Here is a 25,402-nt window from a genome sequence, read left to right on the forward strand (position 1 = left end):
AATTCTATTTCCCCGCAGCCTGCCAAGCCTTCCAGCCGCCTTTGAGCACGAAGGCGTTCTCGATCGGCAGCAGTTGCTTGAGACGCTCCAGCACATGACGGCTGGCGTCACACTTCGCGGCGCTGCAATAGACGACAATCGGCTTGTTGTTTGTCTGGAGGGTGTCGAGATACCCGACGAGTTGCTCCTCAAACTTCTGCTCGTTTAAAAGCAGCGCGCCCGGCACATGGCCGGCGTCAAACTGCTCCTGCACACGGGCGTCGATCCAGAGCACATCCCCTTTCCAGCGTTCCTGAATGGTTTGCATCGAGACCTCGTCATCCCGCAGGGGTTCCTGCACCAAATACAAAGCCGGGGCACGAGGATGCCAGGCATGCGTGCCAAAGGCAGCAGCGACCGCGATAAAAAATAGAATCAACGCCTGACGCACGGATTTCATCAGCATGAGACAGCCTTGTTATGGTTTGCTGGCGGCAGCGGCGGGCTCGGGTTTGCGGCTGACGCTGAAAAAGACGAGCTGATTACGGTATTTGGCAATGCTGCTGCTCGTCTCGATCTTCAGAGCGCTCATCATGACCGCTTCTGTGGATCTCGGAGTCACGGTGACCAGGTATTCACGCCCCTCCTTCAACTCCTTCCACTCAAAGTCCACGCTGTTCTCGCGGTGAGGCGTGATTTTGATGATCTTCATCGGCTCGTCGCCTGTGAAGCGGATGAGGCTCGCTTTCGGGCCCGGCTTGTCGCCGACGAACCACTCCAGAGTCTTGGGCTGGATGTCCACGACGGCGGGCACGTCGAGGATGAAATTGATCTGCCACTCCGGCTGCTTCTTGTCATCGGTGCTGACCAGCACGGATTTCTCATGCCTGCCGCCGAAGGTGGAGACCTTGAAGGAAGCCTTGCCTGTGCCGATTTCGCCGGGCGCGTATTCCGCCTTGTCGAGCTCGGCGCTGAGGCAGGAGCAGGCGCTTTCGAGGCCGAGAATTTTCACCGTCTTGTCGCCCTTGTTGCGGAACTTGAAGGTGGTCTCCACCTCCTCGTCCTCCGGTTTGGGTTTCAATTCGACCACCGGCACGTCGAGCACGAGATCCGCATGCGCAAACACGGCGCACGCTGAAAAGAGGAGGACAAGACGGCTGGTAATCATGTGGAAACATACACGGACTGCCTGCGGGTATGCAAGCATGTTGACGGACCGGGGCATCCGCCCACTCTGCCCGCCTATGCGATTCGCAATCTGCAACGAGACCTACCAGAACTGGACCTTTGAAAAAATGTGCGAGGACGTGGCCGCCGCCGGCTATCAGGCCATCGAACTGGCACCCTTCACCCTGAAGGAGGATCCTCGCGAACTCACCATCGAGGAGGCGCTGACGCTGTGCGCGAAGGCGAAGTCGTTCGGACTCGAAATCCTCGGCCTGCACTGGCTTCTGACAAAGCCGACATGGTTTCACATCACAACGCCGGATGTTCTTCCGCGAAAGGAAACAGCGAAGTTCGGACGGCACCTGGCGCAGTTCTGCGGCGCCACGGGTGGCCGCATCATGGTCTGGGGCAGTCCGAAGGCGCGGAATTTGCTGCCGGAGTGGAATTACGAGGATGCCTTCAAGCGCGCCGCTGATTGCGTGCGCGAAGTAGCCGAGGAATGCGGCAAATACGGCGTGGTGATCGCCATGGAGCCGCTGGGGCGCAAGGAAACCAACTTCCTGAACACCGCCGAGGAAACGATCCGCTTCTGCAAACTCGTCGATCATCCGTCCTGCAAGCTGCACCTCGATGTGAAGGCGATGAGCGACGAATCGAAGCCGATCGCGGACATCATCCGCGACAGCAAGGAGTGGACCGTGCATTTCCACACCAACGATCCGAACCTTCGCGGCCCCGGCCAGGGCGAGGTGAAATACGAGCCGATCATCGCCGCGCTGCGTGAGACCAATTACCAAGGTTATCTCTCCACCGAGGTCTTCGACTACACCCCGGACGCGCCGACGATTGCGCGGCAGAGCATCGCCTATCTGAAGCAGGTGATGGGAGTTTAAAGCTCCCGGCCGCGTCTGTCCGGCACCTATCGAGCCTCTGGAGCCGGAACCGGATCAGGTTCAACGGATCCGTATGGATCACGACCGAGAACCAGAGGAGAGGCGGGAGGGATGGCTGGGACGCGGACTTCATCCTCCATGGGCAAAGCACGAAGCGGGACGGCAAGGAGCTGGGCGGAGCTCGCCCGGGCATCCCAGCCCTTGGCCTGACCGGCGGTGACCATTTCAAAAACAGCGGCCCAGAGAGGAAGCGCCGCGGTGGCAGCCGTGGCCTTCGGATCAATCGGAATATCCTTGTCGTGCCCGATCCACACCAGACAGGTCAGGATACGGTCAAAGCCGATGAACCACGCATCGGTTCGGTCATAGGTGATGCCTCCGTAGCCTGCGATGCTTTTTTGCGCGAGCTTGCGGGCGACGAGAGGCTTGCGGTATTCGGGACGCATCATGCCTGAGATCATGGTGTTGCGGACATGCGCGGCCGCGGCGGGAGCAAAGACCTCGTCACCGCGGGCCGAGGAGGATGCCAGCAGGACATGCGGCAGCGAGCACGGGCGCCCGTCGTTGGCGATGGCGGTGAAGGCACGGGCCAGTTCAATGAGCCGCGCATGGCTTTGCCCCAGAGTGAACGCGGCCTCGGCACGCAACGGCGTGGTGAACCCACAGCAAGCAAGAGCGGTCCGGAGCGGATCGAGGCCGACCTGATAACCCAGGCGGACAGTCGCGGCGGTGCGCCCCTCCAGCAGGGCCTGCATGGGCGTGATGGTGCCGCCGGTGTATGCGACCGGCTCGCCATCAGCCCCCCACTCGCCCAAGGTGCCCACGAGGCCGCCGATCATGGCCAGCTTGTTGTCGAGCGGTCCGTCGATCATGGGCGCGTCGGTGTTGTCCGGTTGTAAAGTGAGCGCGGAGGCATAAACGAGCGGCAGAAGAGCCGTGCCAGGCGGACGGACGCCTTCCAGGGCGCGATTGAAGGGACTGGTGGTGAAATCGCGCCCGCCTTGCATGGCCAGTATGGAGCCGGTCCGGTTGTCCAGCACGATCACAGCGCCTTGCAGCCCGCTTTTGTCCTTCGGCGCGAGCGTGTCCAGATGCTGGCGCATCATGTCGTCAAGGCGCTGCTGCCAGTCGAGGCGCAAGGTCATGGACATGCTTGGCGGCCTGCCCGGTTTGAGCCCCATGCGTTGAAATTCCGCTCGAGCGGCAGCGAGCATGTAGCCGGTGCGAACGCGGGTCTTGTCATACCTCACGACAACGGGCTGTTCGATAGCGGCAGCAGCCTCCGCCTCGGTGATCGCGCCGGTTTCCACCATTCGCCTCAACGTGAGATCACGCTTTTGACGGGCCAGTTTCGGCTGGGTGATGGGCGAAAAGGCCACGGGTGCCTTGATGATGCCGGCAATGGTCGCGGCCTCGGTGAGCGTGATGTCGCGCACATCCTTGCCAAAATAGCAACGCGCCGCGGCCCCCACGCCGCTGCAGCCGTGGCCGAGGTAGATGCGGTTCAGGTAGCCGGTGAGGATTTGGTCTTTCGTGCGCTCCCGTTCGATGCGCATGGCCAGAAAAATCTCCGTCAGCTTCCGCTCGTATGTGCGCCCCTGCAGACCGAAGGCATTGCGCGCGAGCTGCTGGGTGATGGTGCTGCCGCCCTGCCGGATACCGTGCGAGGTGAAGTTCGCCACGGCGGCACGGGCGAGCCCGATGATGTCGAAGCCTGGATGGGAGTAAAAACGGGCGTCTTCCGTGGCAAGGATGGCCTGAATGAGATGCGGCGGCACGTTCTGGAGCGTGACCGGCTCACGCTCGATGTCGCTGGCGCTTCCGATCAGCTCGCCTCTGACATCCACGATGAGAGTCTCATTTTGACCACGCGTCAGCGCCTCCATGTCATAAGCGGCGGCAATGCCGGCATAGTGGCGCCAGACGAAGCCAAGGGCGACCATGCCGATAAGAAACAACACAGCGCAAACCCCTCCCAGGCGGCGCAGCCAAGCCGGACACCTTCGCCAGCCGTCACGAAGCTTATGAAAAAACCGTTTCATGGCGAGTCAGCGAAAGAGGCGTGAGAAAAAGCCGCTGACCGGATTTTCAGGAGGCGGCGGTGGCGCGCCGAGCATGAATGCAGGCGTCAGCGGAACAGTGAGAGGATCTGACTCCTCCTGGACGACGATCTTCTCGTAATTCACACCATGGATGGCTGGCCGCTCCTGGATGTCTCGCAACACCTTCGCAACGACCGGTGCCGCCGTGCCGCCGCCCGAGAGACCGCCCTGACCGGCATTTCCCTCGATGGTCACGGTGAAGGCCAGAGGTGGAGTGGTGCCCACATAACCGGCGAACCAGACGACATTGGCCTTCTCACCACGCAGAACCCACTGGGCAGTGCCGGTTTTTCCATACACGGGCACGTATTTCAATCGCGCGGCCTTGCCGGTGCCGTTCGCATGGTTCACCACGCCGAACATCGCCCGTCGCACGGTCTCAAGGTCCGCGTCGCCCACGGGAATGAGGGCTTCGCGCGCCGGGCTCGTCACATCACCGACCTGGCCGCTCTGGGACTGCGTCTGCATCACGAGTCGCGGACGAGGACGGCAGGCTCCATTCGCAAGGGTGGCCATCATCATCGCCACTTGCAGCGGGGACGCCTCCGTGACGCCCTGGCCGATGGAGAGGTTTGCGAGATCGTGATTCGAGGGCGCGCGCCTTGGCAGCAGCCCTGCGGATGCCTTCAGCGGGAGCACAGGTGCCTGTCCGAGGCCGAACTCATGCGCCATGTAGAGAATCGGCATGTCACGCGTCACCATGGCGGACTGGTAGAAGTAAGTGTTGCATGAGCGGATGATGGCGGCGCGCGCATTGAACCATCCGCGATCATCCTTGGACCAGTTGTCGAACTCGCGTCCGTCAATCATCAGCGTGGGACCGCATTCAAACTCACGAAACGCGTCCACCGTGCCGGCACGCAATCCCGCCATCACGACGATGGGTTTGAAGACCGATCCGGGCGGATAGCTGCCCTGCACAGCGCGATCAAAGAGCGGACCGTCGATGTTCTGCGTGAGCGCGGCGAAATCGCCGCTGGAAATGCCGCGCGCGAATGCATTCGGATCAAAGCGTGGATTGCTCGCCATCGCCCGGATGTCACCGGTGAAGGCGTCCACGATGACCACGGCGCCTCTTTTGCCGGACTGATTCAGGGCGGCCTCCGCGGCACGTTGTGTTTCGAGATTGAGCGTCGTCACGACATCACGACCGCCCACCGGCGTGACGAAGACCTGCTCATACGCGACGGCACCCGCTTCAGACATCATGATGCACAGTGTGCCGTCGGTGCCTGTGAGTTGTTTGTTGAATGCCGCCTCCAGTCCAGCCGCCCCTCCCGTGCGCTGCCAGAGCGGCTCTCCGCGCAAAATGGGACCGGCAGGCGGAGCGCCATCCGCCGAGACGTAGCCGAGCAGATGCGCCGCCATGTCCCCTTCAGGGTAATGCCGTGCATACATCGTGCGCACGTTGGCATTCGGATGCTTCTTCGCATCAAGGGCCGTTTCAGGGGGGAGTGGGTCACTCACCGTCAGCGGCAGTTCACGACGGTCGGCAAAATGCCGTTTCAATTTCTCGGCGTCCGGCATGCGCACCGCGGGCACCTCCTTACTGATTTCTGCGAGGGCTTTTTCCAGCCACGCGGTGTATGTCTCAAGCGAACTCCGCTGCGCGGCGGGCACCGTGAGCTGCAAATAACGAACCGTGGTGTTTTGCGCCAGCGGACGGCCCTTGCGGTCCAGAATCTGCCCGCGGGGAGCCGGGATTGAAAAATAAAAAGGCTTCACATCCGTGCGCGAGCCAGTGCCAGGCACAAAACCCGCGGCAGGAGCCTGCTGCGCCTGCGAGAATGATGTCACCGCGATCATGCCACCAGCAGCCAGCGCAAACAGCGACAGACGGACCGAATACCTTGAGAGGTGGATCTCGTTTTGGAGCCTGAAATCAACGACGGCGACCATGCGCCATCCATAATCCTCTCCCGGCGCATCACAAGCCCCTCTGCCTGCAAACAAAAGCGGGACAACCTTTCGGTCATCCCGCTTCGTGCATGTTAGACAAGCCTCTGGTTAATCAGGCTCCGTCCTTGGGTTTGTCACCTTCAACTGGAGGGCGACGGAAGCCGCCTTCGCCACCGGGAGCTCCTCCTGGAGGTCCACCTTCAGGACGGCGGAAACCACCGCTTTGGCCGGGTTGTCCAGGCTGGCCCGGTTGCCCGCCACGGTTGCGCATCATCTCGCGCAATTTTTCGGTGGCCTTGATGTACTCTTCTTCGGAGACGCTGCCGTTGCCGTCGGCGTCCATGCGTTTGAAGGCTTCTTTGGGATCGCCAAACATGCCGCCACCACGGGGGGCTCCGTCACCACCGGGACGGAAACCGCCTTCGCCGCCGGGGCGCATGCCTTCGGGACGTGGGCCGCCTTCAGGCGCGCCTTCCGGACGAGGGCCACCCTCAGGGCGTGGGCCGCCTTCAGGACGACCACCTTCTCCTCCCGGGGGACGACGGAAGCCGCCTTCTCCTCCTGGAGAACCACCGGGAGGGCCGCCTTCAGGGCGACGCATCCCCTGGCCCTGGCCGCCGGCATTACGCATCATCTGAGCCATTTTGCCGACCTCCTCCTTATCAACGAAACCGTCGCTGTTCGCGTCCATGCGACCGAAGCGCTCCTCGCTCTCTTTTTTGCCCATGTTGGAGAACTCGTCCTTGCTGATCTTGCCGTCGCCGTCGCTGTCGGCGCGTTTGATGAACTCGGCGAGACGCGCCGCGGGATCACCACCGCCCGGAGGGCCGCCTTGAGGTCTGTCGCCAGGAGGACGGCCGCCTTCAGGCGGAGGGCCTTTGGGAGCGTCCTGAGCGCTGGCGAGGCAGGTCAGGCTCAGAATGCTGAAGCCGTGGATGAATGCTTTTTTGAGTTTCATGTCGTGAGTGTGCTGGTTGTTGGATGGCACGACGCCAAAAACCTCATCCACGAGCCTTGGTTGCGAACTTCATTAAAAAATCACGCCAGTTCGGCGAGCAGCGCCTGATTGAGCCGCACACCGGCCGCGAAATTCTCGATGGGAAAATTCTCGTTCGGCGCGTGCGCCTGGCAGTCCGGCAAGGCAAGGCCGAGCAGCAGCGTGTCCACGCCGAGCACGTCCTTGAACGCCTGCACGATCGGAATGCTCCCGCCTTCACGAATGAGCGCGATCTTGTCGCCAAAGACGCTCTTCAACGCACGCTGGGCCGCGGCACCGAGATTTGAATGCGGGTCCATCAGATACGGCATGCCGGTGTGGCCGGGTTTGATTTCAAGACGCACGCCTTTGGGCAAATGCGCCCGCAGGTGCGCCTCCGCGCGTTTTAAGATGACATCAGGGTCTTGATCAGGCACGAGGCGGAAGGAGAGCTTCACAAACGCCTCGCGGCCGATCACGGTCTTCGAGCCTTCCCCTTGATAACCGCCGCCGATGCCGTTCACCTCCGCCGTCGGACGCGCCCAGCGGCGCTCGCGTTCGGTGTAGCCGGGTTCGCCAAACAATGCGGGCGAACCGGTGAGTTCGAGCATCTCGGCATCACCATCGCCCAACTCGGCCCAAGCTTTGCGTTCCCAGTCCGCGATGGGGCGTACGCCATCGTAGAAACCTTCGATGGCCACTCGGCCCTCGGCATCATGCAGCGTTGCCGTGAGGCGTGCGACGGAGGTGACAGGATTCGCCACCGCTCCGCCAAAGATGCCGCTGTGCAGATCAATCGCCGGTCCATGCACCTTCGCCTCCAAGCAGGCGATGCCGCGCAGACCGTAGGTGAATGTGCCGACGCCAGGAGCGACCATTCCTGTGTCCGAAATGGCCACTACATCGCATTTCAGCTCGTCGCGGTGCTTTTGCAGAAACGGCTTCAAGTTCGGGCTGCCGATTTCCTCCTCGCCCTCAAACAGCAGGATCAAATTCACCGGCACATCGGCCTGTTTAGCCAAAGTCTCCGCCAATCCCTGCATATGGGCCATGAGCTGGCCCTTGTTGTCCGTCGCACCGCGGCAGAAGATCCGTCCATCGCGGATCGTCGGCTCGAAGGCGGGAGATTTCCATTCGTTCAGCGGCTCGGCAGGCTGCACGTCGTAATGCGCATACAACAGCACGGTGCGACGACCGGCGATGTGTTTGTTCTTCGCCAGCAGCACCGGATGCCCCGGTGTTTCATGCAGTTCCCCGGTCAATCCCATTCCGCGCACCTTGCTCAAGAGCCACTCCGCGCACGCTCGGACATCAGGGCGACGTGTGGAGTCGGTGGAGACGGACGGAAAGCGGAGGCAGGTGAGGAGATCGTCGAGGCCGGGTGGGTTCATGGTGAAAGAATGCGGAACGAGGAATTAACGAATGATGAATGAATGTCGAAGCACAAATGACGGCTGCCGAGGCATCTGGAAGTTCGTCATCGCCATTGATTCGCTGCGCTCACCTTTCAGGCTCCCTTTGGTCGTCTGTATCGCCAGGCTCGGCTCAGGCTTCGTCATTTGATCACTTTCACCTCGATCTCGTCCACGCTGCCCTTGCCTCCGTAAAGATTCAGCAGGATTCCGGCCTTGGGGCCGTCTGTCAGCTCGGTTTTGTATTCCAGAACCTCACGGTCGTTGACCGAAATGGTGATCTTGTCGCCCTTCGACTCGAAGAGGACGCGCTGCCACTCCTCTGGCGCACTTTTGGTGTTCACCGCCTTCAGCGAGTCCTGGTTCTCCACATCACGCACGGACACCCCGCCGTTCTTGGTCACGGCGATGTTGAGCTTCCGCTCCGCCACCGCACGCTCGCCATTGCCGTAGAAGCCGAAGGCGATCCAGTTGCAAGCCCAGGGGCGCATGAGCAGTTGCATCGACGCATCCTGCACCGGCGCGTCGAACGCACGCCAGATCACCGCGGCCTTGGCGGAGTGCTGGTCCATTTCGAGAGCGCCGTCGATGATGGTAAACTTCGCCGCCTCAGCCCCCTTCGCGTGCTGCCATTTCTCGTCAATCTTGTCAGACTTGAACTCGTCGGTAAAAAGCACATCGCCCTTCGATCTCATGGCCTTGGGCTTTTTGTCCGCAGCGTTGAGCGTGGTGGCGAGGGCGAGGCAGAATATGATGGCGGCCTTCATGGCGGTCGGTAAGGAAGATCAATGCTTCACCTCGCCTTCCGGGCCGTGGGTCGGCGGGCGGAAGAACAGCGCCAGCAGCAAAATGCCGGCCAGAGCCATCCCAGTGGGCACCAGGAAGAGCTGCTTGTAGTCCACCACGCCGTTGGTCGTGTATTTCGCCAGCAGTTGCGGGAAAATCTTGCTCGCCACCACCATGCCCACACCGAGGATCAGCAGGTTGAACAATCCCTGCGCGCTGGAGCGGATGTCCTTCGGGAACACCGCGTCCACGAAGATGTAAACCGTCACAAAGAAGAACGCGTAGCAGATGCCATGCAGCACCTGGACGGCGATGATGAGCCACTGATTCTCCGGCGCGCCGAAGAACGCGAAGATGCCGAAGCGGGCCGCATGGCCGAGAATGCCGAGGATGAGCGTGATCTTCCAGCCGATCTTCTTCAAAACAGCGCCCAGAATCAGCATCGTCACGATTTCCGCCACCTGGCCGATGCTGCTGACCACCATGCTCATGTTCGCCGAGATGCCCACCTTTTGCAGGAAGCCGTCGATCACCACAAAGTAGCCGTTGTGGATGGTGGAGTCGATGAAGGTCACAATGAAGAGGATCAGCACGAAGGGGTTGGCCAGCAGCTTGAGCGCCTTGAGCCAGGCCACCTTGTCCATGCCCTCGACATCCTTGCGCGGCGGCGTGTGCGGCAGCGTGAGGCTGAACGCGGCCAGCACGAGGGAGATGATGCCCGCCACGATGAAGACCCACTTTGTCTCCGAAGCACCGGCTTTCTCACTGAGCAGGAAGATGAACGGCCAGCTCACGATGATCCAGCCAATGGTGCCGCCCATGCGCACAAAGCCGAAATCTTTCGCCGGATCCTTCAGGTTGGCAAAAGCCAGCGAGTTCGTCACCGAAATCGTCGGCACATACAGCAGGCAGTAGGTGATAAAACAGCCGAAGAACGGCCAGAAACTCGTTTGAAACGCAGTGGCGATCAGCGCGATGCCTCCAATCAAATGGCTGAAGGCCAGGAAACGTTCGGCGGAGAAGTTGCGGTCGGCGAACTGGTTGCTGAAAAAGATGCCGACGATGGACGCGATGCCAAAGGAACTGCCCACCAGCCACTGCTGGTCGGGATTGAAGCCTAACATGCCCATGTAGGAGAAGATTTTGATCTGCCACGCCCCCCAGATCGCGATCTCGAGGATCATCATGAGGAAGAGCTTGAACTTGATGGACGATTGGGCGGCGGAGTCGGTCATAAGTGGCCGCGAGGCTAGGGAGACGGCTTCATCTTGGCAAGGACAAAACCACTCCCGCGCTTGAGCACGGCGAAAGCCGGTGATAATGGCCCGCATGGTCCGCAAAATCGTCCGCTACCCCGAACCCGTGCTCCGCGCCAAGTGCCGTCCCGTGACGGAAATCACGCCAGAAATCCGCACCCTGGCCGCCGACATGCTGGAAACAATGCGAGAGGCAAATGGCGTCGGCCTGGCTGCTCCGCAGGTCGCGGTCGATTTGCAACTCGCGGTCATTGACGTCTCGCACAATCCTGACTGCATCACCTTCATGAAAAAGGATGGTGAAAAGGTGAACATGCCGAAGCACATGCCCATCGTGTTGATGAATCCCATCCTCGAACTCGGCAAGGACAAGGAGATCGGCGAGGAAGGATGTCTCAGCTTCCCGCGTCTGCGCGCCGACATCCGCCGCTCCGAGGCGATCAAAGTGAGCTACATGGATCTCGATGGCAAAATGGTGACCGTGGAGACCGACGGACTGCTCGCCCGTGCCTTCCAGCATGAGATCGATCATCTCAATGGCATCCTCTTCATCGACCGCATGAACGCCGTCGCCAAAGTCGGCATGAAGCGCAAGCTCGCCCGATTGATGGAAGAATGGGAAGAAGACGATTGATCACTTCTTCGCAGGTTGAGCCAGCATGGCATCAATCCAGCGCCGCAGCAGGTCCAGTTCTTCCGCAGTGACGAACGTGCGCTCTTTTTTCGGCGGCATCTCCTTGTGGTGGATCAATTCGATCAGGAGGCTCTTCTTGGAGTTGCCCGGCTTGATCGCAGGACCGGTGTCACCGCCGGTGAGCAACGAATCCATCGTTCGCATGTCGAGTTTGCCGCCACGGCGCTTCGCGCCGTGGCAGCGATTGCATTTCTCCTCGAAGATCGGCACCACATCCCGCTGGAAATCTGGCACCGGGGCCGGTTTGTCAGCCGCGCAGGCATGAGCAGCCAGCAGGACGCCAGGGATGACTTGAAGCCAGGGCCTCATCAGCTTCCGGGGGCCTAGGCCTGACCGACAACGTTCACAAAGCAGTGCACATGCGGCAGCACCCGGTAGTTCCAGACAAAGCCGGGGCCTTCGATGCGCCACGCATCCCAGCGGTCGTTGCCCTTCTCCGCGTTGTCCTTGTAAAAGGCCAGACGCAGTTTCTCGATGCCGCCATTGCCCTGGATGAGCTGCATCACCTCGTCTCCGTCCTCCTGGCGGAAAGGACTGAGCAGCTTGCGCATCACACCGGTCACCAGCTTGCGCTGCGACTCGTCCAGCTCGCCATAGCCGACACCGGTCGCCGGTTTGTCCACGAGTTTGGGCTTGAGAGCGCCCACACCGTCACCGGGAGAGCCGACGATGACCGCGTGCTTGCGCTGCTCCTCGTTGAGCATGTCAAACACCCCCATCACCTCCCGCGTCTGGTCGTTGTAAACGTTCACCTCGCTGTGGCCGTTGGCCGAGTGGCCGTAATACATCGGCCCGCCAAAGGCCGTGTTCGGCTGCGAGTTCCCGTCGCAGCGCAGCGTCAGATGATGCCCGGCGAACACCCAGGAGAAGGGATCTTTGCCTGACGGATCGCCGAAAATGGCGATGCCATTGCCCTCGAACGAGCCGGAGTTGTCCCATTTCCCCTGACGGCTGATGCGGTCATAAGCGTCGTCTCCAGAAAGGATCGCCTTGAAGGTCTGGCGGATGAGATCCTGCTGCGGTTTCGTGAATTGCTCGCCCAGCTTCTTGCCCAGCGGCGGTGCATTGTGCGTCTTGAGACGTGTCGGCACTCCGCTCTCCGCGCCATGCGCCCATGGCATCACAGTCGCGGTTTTCTGCTCCGCCGTCAGCGTGCTGAAAAGCTCCCGCACCAGTTCCTCCGCCGGTTTCGCCGTGCGCGGAGCCGCAGCACGGCTCGTGGCAGGAGACAGCACCGCAGCGCCGCCCATTAGGCCCGCCGCGCCACCGGTCATCACACGCATGAAATCACGTCGGCCGAAACCGGCCAGTGGTGTGACATGTTCGGAACATTCGGGGCAAAACGACGGCGTTGGGCGGGGATGTGAGTTCATGGCGGGTGTCAATACCGTCCTGAAGCCCGCATTCTTGCTTAGCCTCGTCCGACGAGAGAATAGGTGGGCAGGAATGCGCCGCTCACTTGGCGCCGACCTGACGGAGCCATTCCTCGAGGTTGTAATAGTTCGTGACGCGACTCACGAGCCCGCCTCGCAGTTCAAAAAATGCGCCGACACGCAGGCGGTAACGCTGGCCGGTTGCAGGCGGCAGGCCGTCGTCGGTGGAGAGGTACTCGCCCTCGATGAAAAACTCCGCCGCGCCACGGGAGCCGTCATCATTCGCGAGAACGACAAGCTCCCGCACCTGCTCGCGATAGCAGCGGTCCATGCGCTGGAGAAAGGCACGGAAGGCCGCTTTTCCATGCTCTGTGCCGCCCTGGTTGATGTCATGGGCGACGTCCTCCGCCAGCAGGCCGAGAAACGCGTCGCGGTCACCCGTGTTGAAGGTGTCGTAATAGGTTTGAATGGTGGCGAGGGCTTGCTGCCGGGACGTGGGCATGATGATCTAAGGATGAATCCAGCGCGGAAGCGCCGTCAACGGCGAAAAAGCACGCGGAAATCCACGGTTGCGGCGCCATGACACGCGGCTAATACATCGGCGCTTATGTTTTCCCCCAACGTGGCGCGGCAGTGTGTCCGCGCATTGCTTTTTGTCCTCTCCGCGACGTTTGTCATGCATGCCTGTCCTCTGCGGGCGCAGTCCTCCGTGCTGGTCGTGGATGCCTTCAACAAAAAAGTGCATGTGGCCGGCAATGCACAGTCCAAGCGCCCGGTGGGCGGCCTGGCGAAGATCGCCACCGCGATGGTGACGCTGGACTGGGCGGAGGCCTCGAAGGTCGGCGTCGGCGTGCTGGCCACGGTGCCCTCCTACGCCTTCCAAATCTCCGATTCCGGCACCATCGGCCTGCAACCCGGTGACCAGGCAACGTTGCGCGACCTGATCTACGCCACGATGATGAGCAGCGACAATATCGCCGCCATCACATTGGGAGATTTCATCGGGCGCGACCATCTGGCGCGGCTGGGGCGCGGCGGGCATCCGATGGAAGAGTTCGTCCGCCAGATGAACCAGCTCGCGAAGCGGGAGGGGGCTCGCGGCACGCGCTTCACCAACCCTCACGGCCTGGAGAACTCGCGCCCCCTGCCCTACTCGACCGCGGCGGACATCGCCCGCATTTCGATCTACGCCGTCTCGCGCCCCGCGATGCGTTTCTACACCAACCAGAGCAGCCGGAACATCACGATCTACCGAGGAGGACAGCAGATCAGCGTCCCGTTGAAAAACACGAACCAGCTTCTTGGTGTGGATCTCATTGACGGTGTGAAAACGGGCAACACGGAGCGCTCCGGCGGCTGCGTGGTCATCTCCGCGGAGAAACCCTCCAGCGTGGTCGTGCAGGCGGACAACAGCAGCGCCATCTACCGCCACCGCATGGTCGTCGTCGTGCTCGGTTCGGCCAATCCTTTCGGAGAAGCGCGCACCCTGCTGCACCAAGGCTGGGCGGCTTACGACCGCTGGCTCGCCGCCGGTCGTCCTATCACGGACAAGCGGCAGATGCTGGATCACTTCTGAAAACGCAGCGCCAGCCCCTCACGAAAACATCCTTCACCCCTTTCTCCCAACAACCAACATGCGAATCGGAATCTTGAACAGTGGCGGGGACTGCCCCGGACTCAATGCGGTCATTCATGGCGTCGTCGGCGCCGCACACACCCACGGCTGGGAGGTTGTCGGCTTCCGCGACGGCTTCGAAGGACTGCTTCCGCCGGGAGATTACATGATGCTCACTCCCGAAAGGACCGTCGGCATCATGAAGCTCGGCGGCACCATTCTCGGCACCACGAACAAAGGCCACTTCGTCGCCAAGGTGGGCGAGGGCAATGTCTCGCAGGTCCCGGTCGAGATCGTCGAGAAGGCCAAGAGCACGCTCCGTCATCTCGAAGTCGGCGCGCTCATCGTCGTGGGCGGTGACGGCAGCCTGACCACCGGCCTGCAGCTCTATCAGATGGGCGTTCCTGTCATCGGCGTGCCGAAGACCATCGACAACGACATCCAGGCCACCGCCACCTCCTTCGGCTTCGACTCCGCCGTGGCCGCTGTCGTTGACGCGCTCGACCGCCTGCACACCACCGCGGAAAGCCACAAGCGCGTCATCGTGCTTGAGGTCATGGGCCGCCACGCGGGCTGGATCGCCCTCTACGGCGGCATCGCCGGCGGTGCGGATGTCATCCTGCTGCCGGAGATTCCCTTTAACTTCGAAGATGTCGCCAAAGCCATCCGTAAGCGCGACGCCGCAGGCCATCACAGCACGCTGGTCGTCGTGGCTGAAGGCGCTCGCATCGAGTCCGGCGAGTTGCTCACCAAGGAGCGCGTCGGCGTGAAGGGCGAGGACCGCCTCGGCGGCATCGGCGACCACGTCGCCAAGCAGATCGAGAAGGCCACAGGCAAGGAGACGCGCGCCTGCACCCTCGGTCACCTCCAGCGCGGCGGAGCTCCCACCGCGCTCGATCGCATCCTCGGCGTTCGCTTTGGCGCGAAAGCCGTTGACCTCATCCAGCAGGGTAGCTTTGGCCGCATGGTCAGCTATCAGCAGTATCAAGTCGGCGACGTGCCGATCGAGGAAGCCGTGCACCAGCTCCGTCTCGTCTCCAAAGACAGCGAAATCGTCAATGCAGCACGCGCCATCGGCATCTCGTTCGGAGATCGTTGATGACCGAAGATTTGATCCCGTAGGGCGGTGATGATCCCATCACCGCCCTTCTCATTTTAGATCAAGCCAAGGCCGCGAGGCGCTTCGCCAGCGCGTCTTTCGACTGCACGCCGACGACGGTTTCCTTGGCCACGCCATCCTTGAAAAACACGAGCATGGGGATGGAGCGCACGCTGAACTTCGCGGCGAGATTCGGCGCATCGTCCACATTCACCTTGCCGATCTTGACCTTGCCGGCCTGTTCCTTCGCAAGATCGTCGAGGATCGGGCCCAGCATGCGGCAGGGGCCGCACCACTCAGCCCAGAAATCCACGATCACAGGCACGGTGGAAAGGGAGATTTCATCGTCGAAATTTGCTTCGGTGAGGGTAAGGACTGCGTCGCTGGCCATGATGTGGTTTGGGTGGGGTTTGAGGTGAGATTACGGCCACGCTGGCATTGGCGGCTGTCGAATCAACGAAAGTTTTCATCCTCTCCCGAGCTTTTCCGGCATCCAGAACGGCTTTTTTGCCTGCAGGCGGAATGTGACGGCAATCTCACTGGCTTCATTGATTCCAACGGCTCGGACAATTCACAGGCTCCTCACATTTTTCGGCATGTTTCGAGCACGAATGTGAAAAACTCTTTCTTGCCGCCCGCGTGGCCTCCGTGCTGAATGTGACAGCCATGAAACGCAGCCGCGACTTCACCAGCAGCCTCACCGGGCGGCATTTGAAGCGTTTGCTGCACCAGCTTTGCGAACGCGCGCAGGCTGACGTCTCCCGGCTCGCATCGTATGAGAAAATCGCCACGCATCAGTTGCGGGTGCGCATGAAAAAACTCCTCGCGCTGCTGAGGCTCGCCGCCGACGGCATCGAGGAGCAGACAATGCTGGCGATGCGCCTGCACATCCGCGCCGTCAAAAACGCGTGCGCCGGAAATCGTGACCGCGTGGTGCAGGGCAGGCTCATCGACAAGCTCGCGCGTCGCTTCCATCTCGCGCCCAGGCACCGCCCTCGGCTCGCCGGGGAACAGCCATCTCCCCCGCCCGCTTCGTTTTTGCGTCATCAATTGCACGCGCTGGGCCTGCTCATCGACAGCACCTGCATCGAGTCCTTGTCTGAGGAGCAGATTCTGGAACGTCACTTCCGTTGCTACCGCCGCGGCCGCCGCCTGATGAAACAGGCCTGCGAATCGAGCGACAGCGAAACACTCCACCGCTGGCGGCACCGGGTGAAGGATTTGTATTTCCAAACACTTGCCCTGCCCCGGCTGGCGGGAGCTGCCAGGCGCGTCAGGCGCGCGCAACGTCTCGGCCACCTTCTCGGGCGTGACCAGGACCTGGCCAATCTCGCGCTCGAACCCGCGTTTTCGATGCGCCGCAGCCCCTGGCACCAGGTGATCGGCGAGTATCGCGGCAAATTGCGCGAGCGGTATCTCGCGCTCGGCCACAAGCTCTACGCCCCGCACCACGCGCGCTTCAGCGAACGGTGCCACGCATGAGGCCTGTCGATGTGCGGGCGTTTTTTACAGGCCGGCCGCTTTCTGAGCATCCTGCACGAGGCGGATGAAACGGGCACGCTCACCGGCGGTGTCCGCGCCCTTCGCCTGTTTCGCCAGACTCAGCACGAGATCGTGGTTCAGCTCGCCCGTCTGTTCCGCGCCGCGCAGCAGCAGGCCGAAACCCACCACGGCGGACTCGAACACAAAATCCTCGCGGGCGTTTTGCAGCGAGTAGCCGCGGTCGATGACCTGCATCTTGCCGCCGCTGTCAAACGGCCCCACCAGCGGCGCTGTGAAGCGCGCGCCCGGGAGCGTCATGTTTGCGATCAGACGGTCACGCGCGGCATCCATGGCTCCGTTCGGCTGGAATTCATACCACAGCACCTGCGTGCCGGCGCTGTCCAGACCTGTGGCCGCGATGTGGCGCTCGCTGAGCTTGCGGAACTGCTTCACATTGGCCGTATCGAAGGTGATCTGAAGAGGAAAGGCCGTGTCAGCGGAGAAGACCGCCGGCTGGTTCGCAGGGAGCTGGACCACGACGCGCAGCAGGCGGTGCGCAGGATTCCAAGGGCAGGAGGCGACCTCCGCCTTCCATGAATGCAGGAACAACTCGGAGACACGAGCGGGCTTGGCTTCCGGTTTCGCGTTGGGTGCCTGGGGGGAGGCAAAGATCTCTCCCTTCGTCTTCTGCGGCGCGGGCTTGATCAAAGAGGGGCGCAGATTGAGCTGATCTGAAGGCTGCCTGGTCGTGCTGGCAAACGCGCCATGCCCCGCAGGCATCGTGAAGCCAAAACTCGGCGAGGGCGCCGGCACTGCGGCCGGGGCCGGCGTGCTCACCACCACGATCTCCTTCACCACCGGCGGCGCCTTGACCTCCACCTGCGGCTGCGGCTTCGCAGGTTCAGCGACCGCGAGTTTGGGCGTGCTGGCAGGTTCGGTTTTGATTTCTTTAACCGGCTCCGGTTTGGATGCGATCACCACCTTGGGCGTGTCCTGCGTCTTCGGCGGGGTCGCCGCGATCTTGGCCGCGTCCTGCACCACAGGGCTGAACGACCAGCCCGCGAGGAAAGCCGCTCCCGTCAGCGCGATCACCGCCGCCGCCTTGAGCACGTTCCCCATCACCGACCAAAAGGCAGGCTGCGGGCGCGGCGCGGCCTTGCGTGGCATCATGGGCTGGATGCGGCGCGGCAGGTTCGCCGGGTGCAGCACGGCATGGCGTTGGTCGTGCGAAAGTCGCGCCTGCGGAATCGGCGCGCCCTGCCGCAGCGCGTCGGTCACGGCCTCGATCTGCTCCAGTTCATGAGCCGCGGCGGGTGTGGCGGCCAGAATGGCGTGCAGTTCGCGGGCCTCCTCCGCGCTCAGTTCTCCGAGGGCGTAGGCGGTGAGGTTGGGATTGTCCTGCGGGTTCATGAATGGGTGTGGGAAGGTTCTTCAGTCATGTCGCGGCTGAGCAGCTCGCGCAGTTTCTTGATCGCGTGATGCATGATGAAGCCGACGTTGCCGATGCTGAGACCGGTGATGCCGGCGATCTCCTGGTAGGAGCAGTCGTGGAGAAATTTGAGCCGCACCACCTCGCGCTGGTTCGGCCGCAGCCGGTCCACGCAGCGCCAGATCTGCTCGTAGAGCTCCTGTTGTCCGGCGCTCTGCGCGGGGTCCAGCTCATGATCCGTGGCGGCCTCGATGACTTCGTCGTTGCCAAGGTCGAGCCGGTGATCCTTCCGCAGGATGTCGAAGGCGCGGTTGCGACAGACGGTGAAAAGCCACGACTTGAGGTTCTCTCGGACACGATCGGGTTCCGTGAGGTAGAGCCGCAGCAGAGCGTCCTGCACGACATCACGCGCCTTCTCGATGTCTCCACCGAGAATGCCGGCTGTGTAGGCGATGAGCGTGCTTTCATGCTGATCCAGCGCACGCCGCACCAGCACCGAGGCTTCATCCTGGACGTTGGGGGCGGGCATGCGTGTGTTCAGGGGTGGAACGGGCGGACACAGGGAGAAATTAGGCCGGACAGACTTAAATCTGACGCCAATTTCCGCCTTGGAAACCGCAATCTGCGCTCACCACCCGCCGCCGAGGGCTTTGATGAGCAGGACGGCGGACAGGAATCGCTCGCCTTGGATGCGCGTGGCCTCCTGCTCGGCGCGCAGGAGCGTGCGCTGGCTGTCCAGCACCTCAAAGTAGGCCACCAGGCCGGAGTCGTAGCGCTTTTGGGAAAGATCGAGCGCCTGGCGCGCCGATGCCACCGTGGCGGCCTGCGCCTCGGCCTGGCGTTTCAGGATGGAAAGTCCGCTCAGCGCGTCCTCCGCGTCCCGCATGGCGGCGAGCACGGTCTGCTTGTAGCTCGCGGCGGCCTGGTCGTAGCGCGCTTTCGCCGCGTCGATGTTCGCGCGCACGCCACCGCCGCGCAGCAGCGGCCATTCGACGCTGGCGGGGCCGAGACCCCACACACGGCTGGGCGCGTCGGCGATCTTCCAGAAGTAACTCGTCTGCGTGCCGCCGGTGAGGCCGATCCTCAAGCTCGGAAACAACGCGGCCTTCGCCACGCCGACCTCCGCGTTCAGCGCGGCCATCTGCCGCTCCGCGCCGGCGATGTCGGGCCGGCGTTCGAGCAGATCACTCGGCACGCTGGCCGGGACGGACGGCGGCGCGCCGCTGATCTCATGCGCGGACAGGCTGAGCCGGGAAGGTGTGACGCCGAGCAGCAAGGCGATGGCGTGCTCGAGTTCCGCCCGTCTTTTCTCCAGACCGATCGCCTCCGCCTCCGTCGCGGCGAGATCGGTCTCCGCCTGCGCCACGTCGATCTGCCCGATGTCGCCCTGGTTGAAGCGTTTGCGCGCCAGTTCGACCGTTTTCCGGCGCAGTTCGACCGTGCGCCGCAGCAGCGCGATCTGCGCGTCCTGCGTCCGCAGGGCGAAGTAGTTGAGCGCCAGCTCGCTTTGCAGTCCCAGCAACGCGTTCTGATAATCGGCCTGCTCCGCCTCGGCCCTCGCGGCGCCGGAGCGGCTTTGATTCCGCAGCCTGCCCCAGAAGTCGAGCTCGTAGTCAAAGTCGAGCGTCGCGCCCATCAGGCTGCGCGTGCGGCCGCCGGCGAACTGAAACTGCAGGTTGCCGGAGCCGCGGCCGCGGTTGGCGGAGCCGTTTAGCGTCACAAACGGAAACAAACCGGCGCGATCCGCCCGTGCGAGCGCCTGCGCCTCGGTGACGCGGTGCATGGCCAGTTCGAGCGTCGGGCTGCCCGCCCGCGCCTGCTTCATCAGCGCGTTGAGCTTCGCGTCGCCGAACGATCCCCACCAGTCGCCACGATTCGCCCCATCACGTGGTGTCGCCGTGCGCCATGGACCGGTGGTTTTGAATTCCGTCGGCAGGTTCGGCTTCGGCGCGAAGTATTTCGGCGCGAGATTGCATGAGGGCAGCAGCAGGAAGGCGAACAGCAGCACATGGATGAGCGCGGGATACTTTGTTCTCTCCTTCGGCTCCTCTCCCGTGAGCTCGGATTCGAGTTTGCGCGTCACATCCAGCGGCGAGCCGGTGCGCTGCGCGATCAAGGCGTAAACCATCGGCACGAGGAACAGCGTCACGAGGGTCGCCAGTGACACGCCGAACACCACCACGACGCCCACGACCATGCGCGTCTCATAACCCGCGCCTTGCCCGAGCATGAGCGGCAGCGCGCCCATCACGGTGGCGAGCGCCGTCATCACGATGGGCCGCAGGCGCTGCTCGCTGGCGCGCAGCACGGCCTCGCGGAACTCCACGCCCTCGTCACGGAGCTGGTTGATGAATTCGACGATCAGGATGCCGTTCTTCGCCGCGAGGCCGATGAGCATGATGAGGCCGATCTGGCTGTAGATGCTCTGGTTCATGCCCATGAACTGCAAACCGAGCAGCGCGCCGGCCACGGCGACAGGAACCGTGAGCATGATCGTCAGCGGATGCACGAAGCTCTCAAACTGCGCCGCCAGCACGAGGAAGGCGACGAGCATCGCCAGCGCGAAGATGAACGCGCTGCTGCCGCTGCTCTCCTTGAGCTTGAGCGCGTTGCCTTTGTAGCCCACCACGGCGCTGGAGGGCAGGTTTTCCTGGATCAGCTTCTCCATGTAGTCCACGGCCTCGCCGAGGCTGTAGCCGTTGGCCAGCTCGGAGTCGAAGGTGATGCTGCGCATGCGGTTGTAGCGGTTCAGCGTGCCGCTGTCGGCGAATTCCTCCATCGTGACCAGGTTCGCCAGCGGGATGAGTTCCTTGCTGCGCTCGCTGCGCACAAAGATGTTGTTCAGGTCGAGCGGGCTGCGTTTGTCCACGTAGCTGCCTTCGAGGATCACGTCGTATTCCTCGCCTTGATAAATGAACGTCGTGGCACGGCGGCCGCCGAGCAGCGTTTCGAGCGTGCGGCCGATGTTCGCGGAGGAGACGCCGAGATCGGCGGCGCGCGTTTGATTGATGCTGACGCGGAGCTGCGGCTTCGTGTCGCGGTAGTCGCAGTCAAAGCCGACGAGGCGCGGATTTTCCTTCGCCTTGGTCATGATGATGTCCCGCCACTCGGCCAGCTCCTCGAAGGTGGGGCCGCTGAGCACGATTTCGAGGGACTTGTTCAGGCCGCGCATCATGCCCTGGCGCATGACGACGGAAACCTTCGCGTCCGGCATGCCGGCGGTCTTCTGCCGCACCTCGTTCATGATGTCGAACCCGTTCCGCCGCGTGCCGAAGGGCGTGAGCGTGATCACGGCGATGGATTCGTTGAAATCCGCCGTGCTGCCGAAGTTGCGCGGCGCGCGCGCGTTCACCCGCGTCGCCTCCTTCGTGTCCTCGACGAGGTACATCACGCGCTCGTTGAGCACGTTCAATGTCTCCTGCGTGCTGGCAAAGGTGGTGCCCGGCGGGCTCGTGGCGGTGACGAAGAACGAGCCGCGGTCCTCGCGCGGTGTGAACTCGTCCGGCATCGTCTTCAGCAGCCACCAGCACATCAGCGTGATGCCAACGACGACCGGAAAGGCCGTGGCGGGGAAGTTCAGCGCGAATCCGAGCACCTTGCGGTAGGCGCCCTGGATCCACTCGAAGACCTTTTGCAGCAGCCGGGCCACCAGGCCGTCCCCTTCACGGCCGCGCAGGATTTTGGAGGCCAGCATCGGTGAGAGCGTCAGCGCCACAAAGCCGCTGAAGCCCACGGCGATCGCCAGCGTCACGCTGAACTCCGCGAACAAGCGCCCCGTGTCCCCAGGCATGAAGGTCACCGGCACAAACACGGACATGAGCACCAGCGTCGTCGCCACCACGGCGAATCCCACCTGCCGCGTGCCGAGATAGGCGGCCACCAGCGGCTTTTCGCCCTCCTCGATGCGGCGGTGGATGTTTTCGAGCACCACGATGGCGTCATCGACGACGAGGCCGATGGCGAGCACGAACGCGAGCAACGTGAGAGTGTTCATCGAGTAATCCAGCGCCATCAGCACGATGCAGGTGGCGAACATGCTCACCGGCACGGCCAGCATCGGCACCAGCACGGCGCGCATGCTGCCGAGGAAGAGATAAATGATCGCCACCACGAGCACGAGCGCGATGACCAGCGTGCGGTACACCTCGTGGATCGACTCCTCGATGAACTGGCTGATGTCGTAGCTGTTCTCCAGCCGCATGTCCTTCGGCAGCGTGGCGCGGATCTTCTCCGACTCGGCGCGCACGGCCTGCGCCACCTCCAGCGGGTTCGCGCGTGACTGGCGGATCATGCCGAGGGAAACCATGAGCACGCGGTTGCCTTTGAAGACAGTGCGCGCCTCGTCCGCGCCGAGCTCCACCCTCGCCACCTCGGCCAGGCGCACCTGGTAGCCGTTCTCCCCGCGGGCGATGACGAGTTTTTCAAAGTCCTCCGTGCTTTGATACTGGCGGTTCAGGCGCACGGTGAACTGGCGGTCGAGCGACTGCACCGTGCCGGCGGGCGGATCGACATTCTCACGCCGCAGCGCCTCCTCCACATCCAGCGCGGTGAGTCCGCGCGCGGCCAGGGCCTCGCGGTCCAGCCACACCCGCAGCGCGTAACGCGATCCGCCGTTGATGCGCACTCGCGCGATGCCCGGCAGCCGCGAGAAGCGGTCCACAAGGTAGCGCTCGGCATAATCATTCAGCTCCAGCGTGGTCCGCGAGTCGCTGGTGAGGTTCAGGTACATCAGCACCTCGGAGCTCAGTTCGGTCTTGCCGACGTTCGGCGGCTCCACCTCCTCCGGCATGGAGGCGAGGATGGGGCTGATCGCCTCGCGGATGTCATTCGCCGCCGCGTCGAGATCGCGGCCGAGGTTGAACTCGACGGTGATCTCCGATTTGCCGTCCGTGCTGATGGAGGAGATGTTCTTGATGGCCTCCACCTGCGAGATGCGGTCCTCCAGCCGCTGAGTGATGCGGCGCTCCACCACGCTCGCCGAGGCGCCGCGATAATAAGTCTCCACCGTCACGATCGGCGGTTCGATGTCCGGATACTCGCGCACCGGCAGCCGTGTGTAGGCCACGACGCCGAAGGCGATGAGGATCAGGTTCATCACCATCGCCAGCACCGGACGACGCACGGATGTGTCAGAGAGCCACATGACTTAAAAAATGAGCAATGACGGATGATGAAGGATGCATGACCCGGCCCGCCACGCGGCCGTGGCATTCGTCATTCCGCATTCCTCATTCATCATTCCCCGGCTCCTCATTGGGCTGTTTGTTCGGGATTGAACGGCTTCACAGGGCCGCCGTATTCGCCCGCCACCTTCACCGCCGCGCCGTCCTGCAGACCGACGAGGCCGTCGGCGATGATGACCTGCCCCTCCTTCAGACCTTGGGCGATTTCGACGTAACCCGGCCTGCGGCGGCCGGTCTTCACCTCGATGCGCCGGGCCTTGTCCGCCTCGATGGTGAAGACAAACGCCTTCGACCCGACCGGCACCAGGGAACGCTCCGGGATGGAGAGGGAGAGCTTCGGCTCGACCACGAGGCGCACCATGACGAGCATGCCCGGCTTCAGCGCCAGCTCCGGATTCGGCACCTCCGCGCGCACAGGGATGGAGCGCGTCACCGGATCAATGCGGGAGTCGAGATGCGACACCTTGCCCTCGTAACGGCGCTCGCGGTCCGTGTCCGTGCGCGCCGTGATCAGCGTGCCCTCCTTCACGCTGCCCAGGTAGGTCTCCGGCACCGCGAAGTCGATCTTCACCACGTCGATCTTGTCCAGCGAGGCGATCACCGTGCCGGGGGAGACGAGCGCGCCCACGCTGATGCGGCGCAGGCCGAGCCAGCCGTCAAACGGGGCCGTGATGCGGCGGTCCGCGAGCCTGGCCTCCGCCTCGCGGATCTTCTGCTTCGCGATGTCGGCGAGCGTTTTGCGCTCCTCCAGCCGCGCCTCCGGCGCCGCGCCGTCCTTGACGAGATTTTTGAGGCGCTCGATCTCCCGCTCCTCCTCCGCCAGCGAGGCCTTCGCCGACGCCAGCATCGCCTGCTCCTCCGCGTCGCTCAGCGCCGCCAGCAGCGTGCCCTTTTTGACAAAGTCGCCGTCGTTGAAGGAAATCTGCGTGACGGCCTCGGTCACGTTCGGGCTGATGTCGATGGATTCAAAGGCCCGCACCGTGCCGATGGCGTCGAGATCGAGCGCGTAGTTCTCCTTCGTCACCTTCGCGGTCAAAACCGGCGCGGCCCCCTTCGCGGCGGACGGTTTGGCGGCGGCGGACTGCCCCTGCTGCCGCAAAAACATCCAGCCCCCGGCCGCCACGGCGGCGCTGACGAGGAGGAAGGCAAAGAAACGGAAAGAGGCACTCGGCCGGGAGTCTGACATGAGGGGAGTGCAAACAAACGCAGCCAGGAGAAATCGCTAGCAGGAAAGAGTTCGAGGTTCGTGGTTATTCGTTATTGGTTCTTGGTTCTTGGTTATTGGTTATTCGTCATTGGTTCGTGGTTGAGAAGGGAGCGCGGGCACTCCTGCCCGCTTTGGAGTGGCGACGATTCATCCTTCGCAGTCTTGCTACGGAGAACGGAGGCTGCTGCGAAGGATGAAAGCATCTGCGAAGGATGAATCGTCGCCATCCATGCCAAGCAAAGCCGACGACTCGTCGGCTCTCCCCATCTCCTTGTCTGATGGTCTCCTTGTCTTGCCCCCTCACCTCCCGCCTCGCCGCGTCAACTTAACCCCCACCGGTTTTGCCGGAGGGAATGCTTGCCGCAGGATTCCAAAACGCCTATTTTCACCTCATGAGCACGCTTGCCGAAATTGAAATGGCCGTCCCGCATCTGGGTGCGGACAAGCTTTCCCACCTCGAGAGGTTGATTCATGCCTTGCGCATGAAAAAGTCCCCGGGACGACGCAGCGCCCTCGACCTGCCACCGCTGCGGCTGGGGCGGGTGTTGCAGCCCCTGAACGGCGAGGAGGATCTTTTGGAGGAGATGCTCGATGACGCACGTCTAAAACGGGGTCAGGCTACGCCCCTCTGACAAATCGTCACCTTAGCAGCGCAGCGCTCCTCAACTGCTTGGCCAGCGCCCGCTGACGCTCTCCCATGGCATCCCGTTTGCCGTGTTGACTCCAGCGCTCCCGGCGCTGTCGGGGCATTCAGCCCCAGCCATTTCGGCTGTCTAAAACGCCTCCGAGCCCCTCGGCGTTTTTCATCCGCAGCGGCATCAGCTCCAGATTGGCGATGACGTGGTCCCAC

At 62.7% G+C, this 25,402-nt stretch carries 22 protein-coding genes and 1 pseudogene; 6 read left to right on the forward strand and 17 right to left on the reverse strand.

The features are described 5' to 3' along the window. Positions 1 to 4 precede the first annotated feature (4 nt). On the reverse strand, positions 5 to 445 hold the full coding sequence (locus ACILSE_RS16995) for a rhodanese-like domain-containing protein (protein WP_395718616.1): 441 nt from the start codon (positions 443 to 445) through the stop codon (positions 5 to 7). A 12-nt stretch (positions 446 to 457) separates the two neighbouring features. After that, positions 458 to 1,147 (reverse strand): DUF1573 domain-containing protein, encoded by a 690-nt coding sequence (locus ACILSE_RS17000; RefSeq protein WP_395718617.1) that lies wholly within the window; start codon positions 1,145 to 1,147, stop codon positions 458 to 460. A 76-nt stretch (positions 1,148 to 1,223) separates the two neighbouring features. On the opposite strand from ACILSE_RS17000, the gene ACILSE_RS17005 reads away from it, so the two are divergent. Further along, entirely contained in the window at positions 1,224 to 2,039 is an 816-nt protein-coding gene (locus ACILSE_RS17005) for a sugar phosphate isomerase/epimerase family protein (RefSeq protein ID WP_395718618.1), read from the forward strand. A gap of 26 nt (positions 2,040 to 2,065) precedes the next feature. Here ACILSE_RS17005 and ACILSE_RS17010 read toward each other — a convergent pair whose 3' ends face one another. The 6 genes from ACILSE_RS17010 to ACILSE_RS17035 form a co-directional block, all read right to left on the reverse strand. Continuing rightward, on the reverse strand, positions 2,066 to 3,982 hold the full coding sequence (locus ACILSE_RS17010) for a transglycosylase domain-containing protein (RefSeq protein WP_395718619.1): 1,917 nt from the start codon (positions 3,980 to 3,982) through the stop codon (positions 2,066 to 2,068). 105 nt (positions 3,983 to 4,087) lie between these two features. Then, entirely contained in the window at positions 4,088 to 6,040 is a 1,953-nt protein-coding gene (locus tag ACILSE_RS17015; protein WP_395718620.1) for a peptidoglycan D,D-transpeptidase FtsI family protein, read from the reverse strand. Positions 6,041 to 6,152: 112 nt separating this feature from the next. Beyond that, positions 6,153 to 6,998: an EF-hand domain-containing protein gene (locus ACILSE_RS17020; protein WP_395718621.1), complete on the reverse strand. Its 846-nt coding sequence runs from the start codon at positions 6,996 to 6,998 to the stop codon at positions 6,153 to 6,155. An 80-nt stretch (positions 6,999 to 7,078) separates the two neighbouring features. Continuing rightward, complete coding sequence (locus ACILSE_RS17025) at positions 7,079 to 8,407, reverse strand: dipeptidase (protein WP_395718622.1); 1,329 nt, start codon at positions 8,405 to 8,407, stop codon at positions 7,079 to 7,081. A gap of 164 nt (positions 8,408 to 8,571) precedes the next feature. Next, positions 8,572 to 9,195, reverse strand: a complete 624-nt coding sequence (locus ACILSE_RS17030; protein ID WP_395718623.1) for a family 16 glycoside hydrolase — start codon at positions 9,193 to 9,195, stop codon at positions 8,572 to 8,574. Between the two features lie 18 nt (positions 9,196 to 9,213). After that, positions 9,214 to 10,449: a nucleoside permease gene (locus ACILSE_RS17035; RefSeq protein WP_395718624.1), complete on the reverse strand. Its 1,236-nt coding sequence runs from the start codon at positions 10,447 to 10,449 to the stop codon at positions 9,214 to 9,216. A gap of 94 nt (positions 10,450 to 10,543) precedes the next feature. Between ACILSE_RS17035 and def the strand changes: the two genes are divergently transcribed. Further along, positions 10,544 to 11,104, forward strand: coding sequence for a peptide deformylase (gene def / locus ACILSE_RS17040; protein WP_395718625.1), 561 nt, complete (start codon positions 10,544 to 10,546; stop codon positions 11,102 to 11,104). On the opposite strand, the gene ACILSE_RS17045 is transcribed toward def, so the two are convergent. The 3 genes from ACILSE_RS17045 to ACILSE_RS17055 form a co-directional block, all read right to left on the reverse strand. Continuing rightward, complete coding sequence (locus ACILSE_RS17045) at positions 11,105 to 11,473, reverse strand: c-type cytochrome domain-containing protein (protein ID WP_395718626.1); 369 nt, start codon at positions 11,471 to 11,473, stop codon at positions 11,105 to 11,107. It lies immediately after the preceding gene. Between the two features lie 14 nt (positions 11,474 to 11,487). Next, positions 11,488 to 12,537: a DUF3500 domain-containing protein gene (locus ACILSE_RS17050; protein WP_395718627.1), complete on the reverse strand. Its 1,050-nt coding sequence runs from the start codon at positions 12,535 to 12,537 to the stop codon at positions 11,488 to 11,490. 82 nt (positions 12,538 to 12,619) lie between these two features. Beyond that, positions 12,620 to 13,039 (reverse strand): ketosteroid isomerase-related protein, encoded by a 420-nt coding sequence (locus ACILSE_RS17055; protein WP_395718628.1) that lies wholly within the window; start codon positions 13,037 to 13,039, stop codon positions 12,620 to 12,622. A 105-nt stretch (positions 13,040 to 13,144) separates the two neighbouring features. Between ACILSE_RS17055 and ACILSE_RS17060 the strand changes: the two genes are divergently transcribed. Next, entirely contained in the window at positions 13,145 to 14,113 is a 969-nt protein-coding gene (locus ACILSE_RS17060; protein WP_395718629.1) for a D-alanyl-D-alanine carboxypeptidase family protein, read from the forward strand. A gap of 58 nt (positions 14,114 to 14,171) precedes the next feature. Further along, positions 14,172 to 15,251 carry a 6-phosphofructokinase gene (locus ACILSE_RS17065; RefSeq protein ID WP_395718630.1) on the forward strand — a complete coding sequence of 360 codons (1,080 nt, stop codon included), beginning with the start codon at positions 14,172 to 14,174 and terminating at the stop codon, positions 15,249 to 15,251. Positions 15,252 to 15,312: 61 nt separating this feature from the next. Here the strand turns inward: ACILSE_RS17065 and trxA are convergent, their stop codons facing one another. Then, positions 15,313 to 15,642, reverse strand: a complete 330-nt coding sequence (gene trxA, locus ACILSE_RS17070) for a thioredoxin (RefSeq protein WP_395718631.1) — start codon at positions 15,640 to 15,642, stop codon at positions 15,313 to 15,315. A gap of 275 nt (positions 15,643 to 15,917) precedes the next feature. Here trxA and ACILSE_RS17075 point away from each other — a divergent pair, with 275 nt between their 5' ends. Continuing rightward, positions 15,918 to 16,733: a CHAD domain-containing protein gene (locus tag ACILSE_RS17075; RefSeq protein ID WP_395718632.1), complete on the forward strand. Its 816-nt coding sequence runs from the start codon at positions 15,918 to 15,920 to the stop codon at positions 16,731 to 16,733. Positions 16,734 to 16,757: 24 nt separating this feature from the next. Here the strand turns inward: ACILSE_RS17075 and ACILSE_RS17080 are convergent, their stop codons facing one another. From ACILSE_RS17080 to ACILSE_RS17100, 5 genes and pseudogenes are all read right to left on the reverse strand, one after another. Further along, entirely contained in the window at positions 16,758 to 18,143 is a 1,386-nt protein-coding gene (locus tag ACILSE_RS17080) for a YfbK domain-containing protein (RefSeq protein WP_395718633.1), read from the reverse strand. After that, a complete protein-coding gene (locus ACILSE_RS17085) occupies positions 18,140 to 18,691 on the reverse strand; it encodes an RNA polymerase sigma factor (protein ID WP_395718634.1) in 552 nt (183 codons plus the stop codon). The genes ACILSE_RS17080 and ACILSE_RS17085 overlap by 4 nt, the downstream gene beginning before the upstream one ends. Positions 18,692 to 18,790: 99 nt before the next feature. Next, positions 18,791 to 20,245, reverse strand: coding sequence for an efflux transporter outer membrane subunit (locus tag ACILSE_RS17090; RefSeq protein WP_395718699.1), 1,455 nt, complete (start codon positions 20,243 to 20,245; stop codon positions 18,791 to 18,793). After that, positions 20,219 to 23,305: pseudogene (locus tag ACILSE_RS17095) on the reverse strand (efflux RND transporter permease subunit); the annotation flags it as partial. The pseudogene ACILSE_RS17095 and the gene ACILSE_RS17090, both read right to left, overlap by 27 nt. Positions 23,306 to 23,412: 107 nt before the next feature. Continuing rightward, complete coding sequence (locus tag ACILSE_RS17100; RefSeq protein WP_395718635.1) at positions 23,413 to 24,531, reverse strand: efflux RND transporter periplasmic adaptor subunit; 1,119 nt, start codon at positions 24,529 to 24,531, stop codon at positions 23,413 to 23,415. A gap of 413 nt (positions 24,532 to 24,944) precedes the next feature. Between ACILSE_RS17100 and ACILSE_RS17105 the strand changes: the two genes are divergently transcribed. Then, complete coding sequence (locus ACILSE_RS17105) at positions 24,945 to 25,184, forward strand: hypothetical protein (RefSeq protein WP_395718636.1); 240 nt, start codon at positions 24,945 to 24,947, stop codon at positions 25,182 to 25,184. The last annotated feature ends 218 nt before the right edge of the window (positions 25,185 to 25,402 follow it).

Source organism: Prosthecobacter sp., from assembly GCF_044236155.1.
Classification (GTDB): domain Bacteria; phylum Verrucomicrobiota; class Verrucomicrobiia; order Verrucomicrobiales; family Verrucomicrobiaceae; genus Prosthecobacter.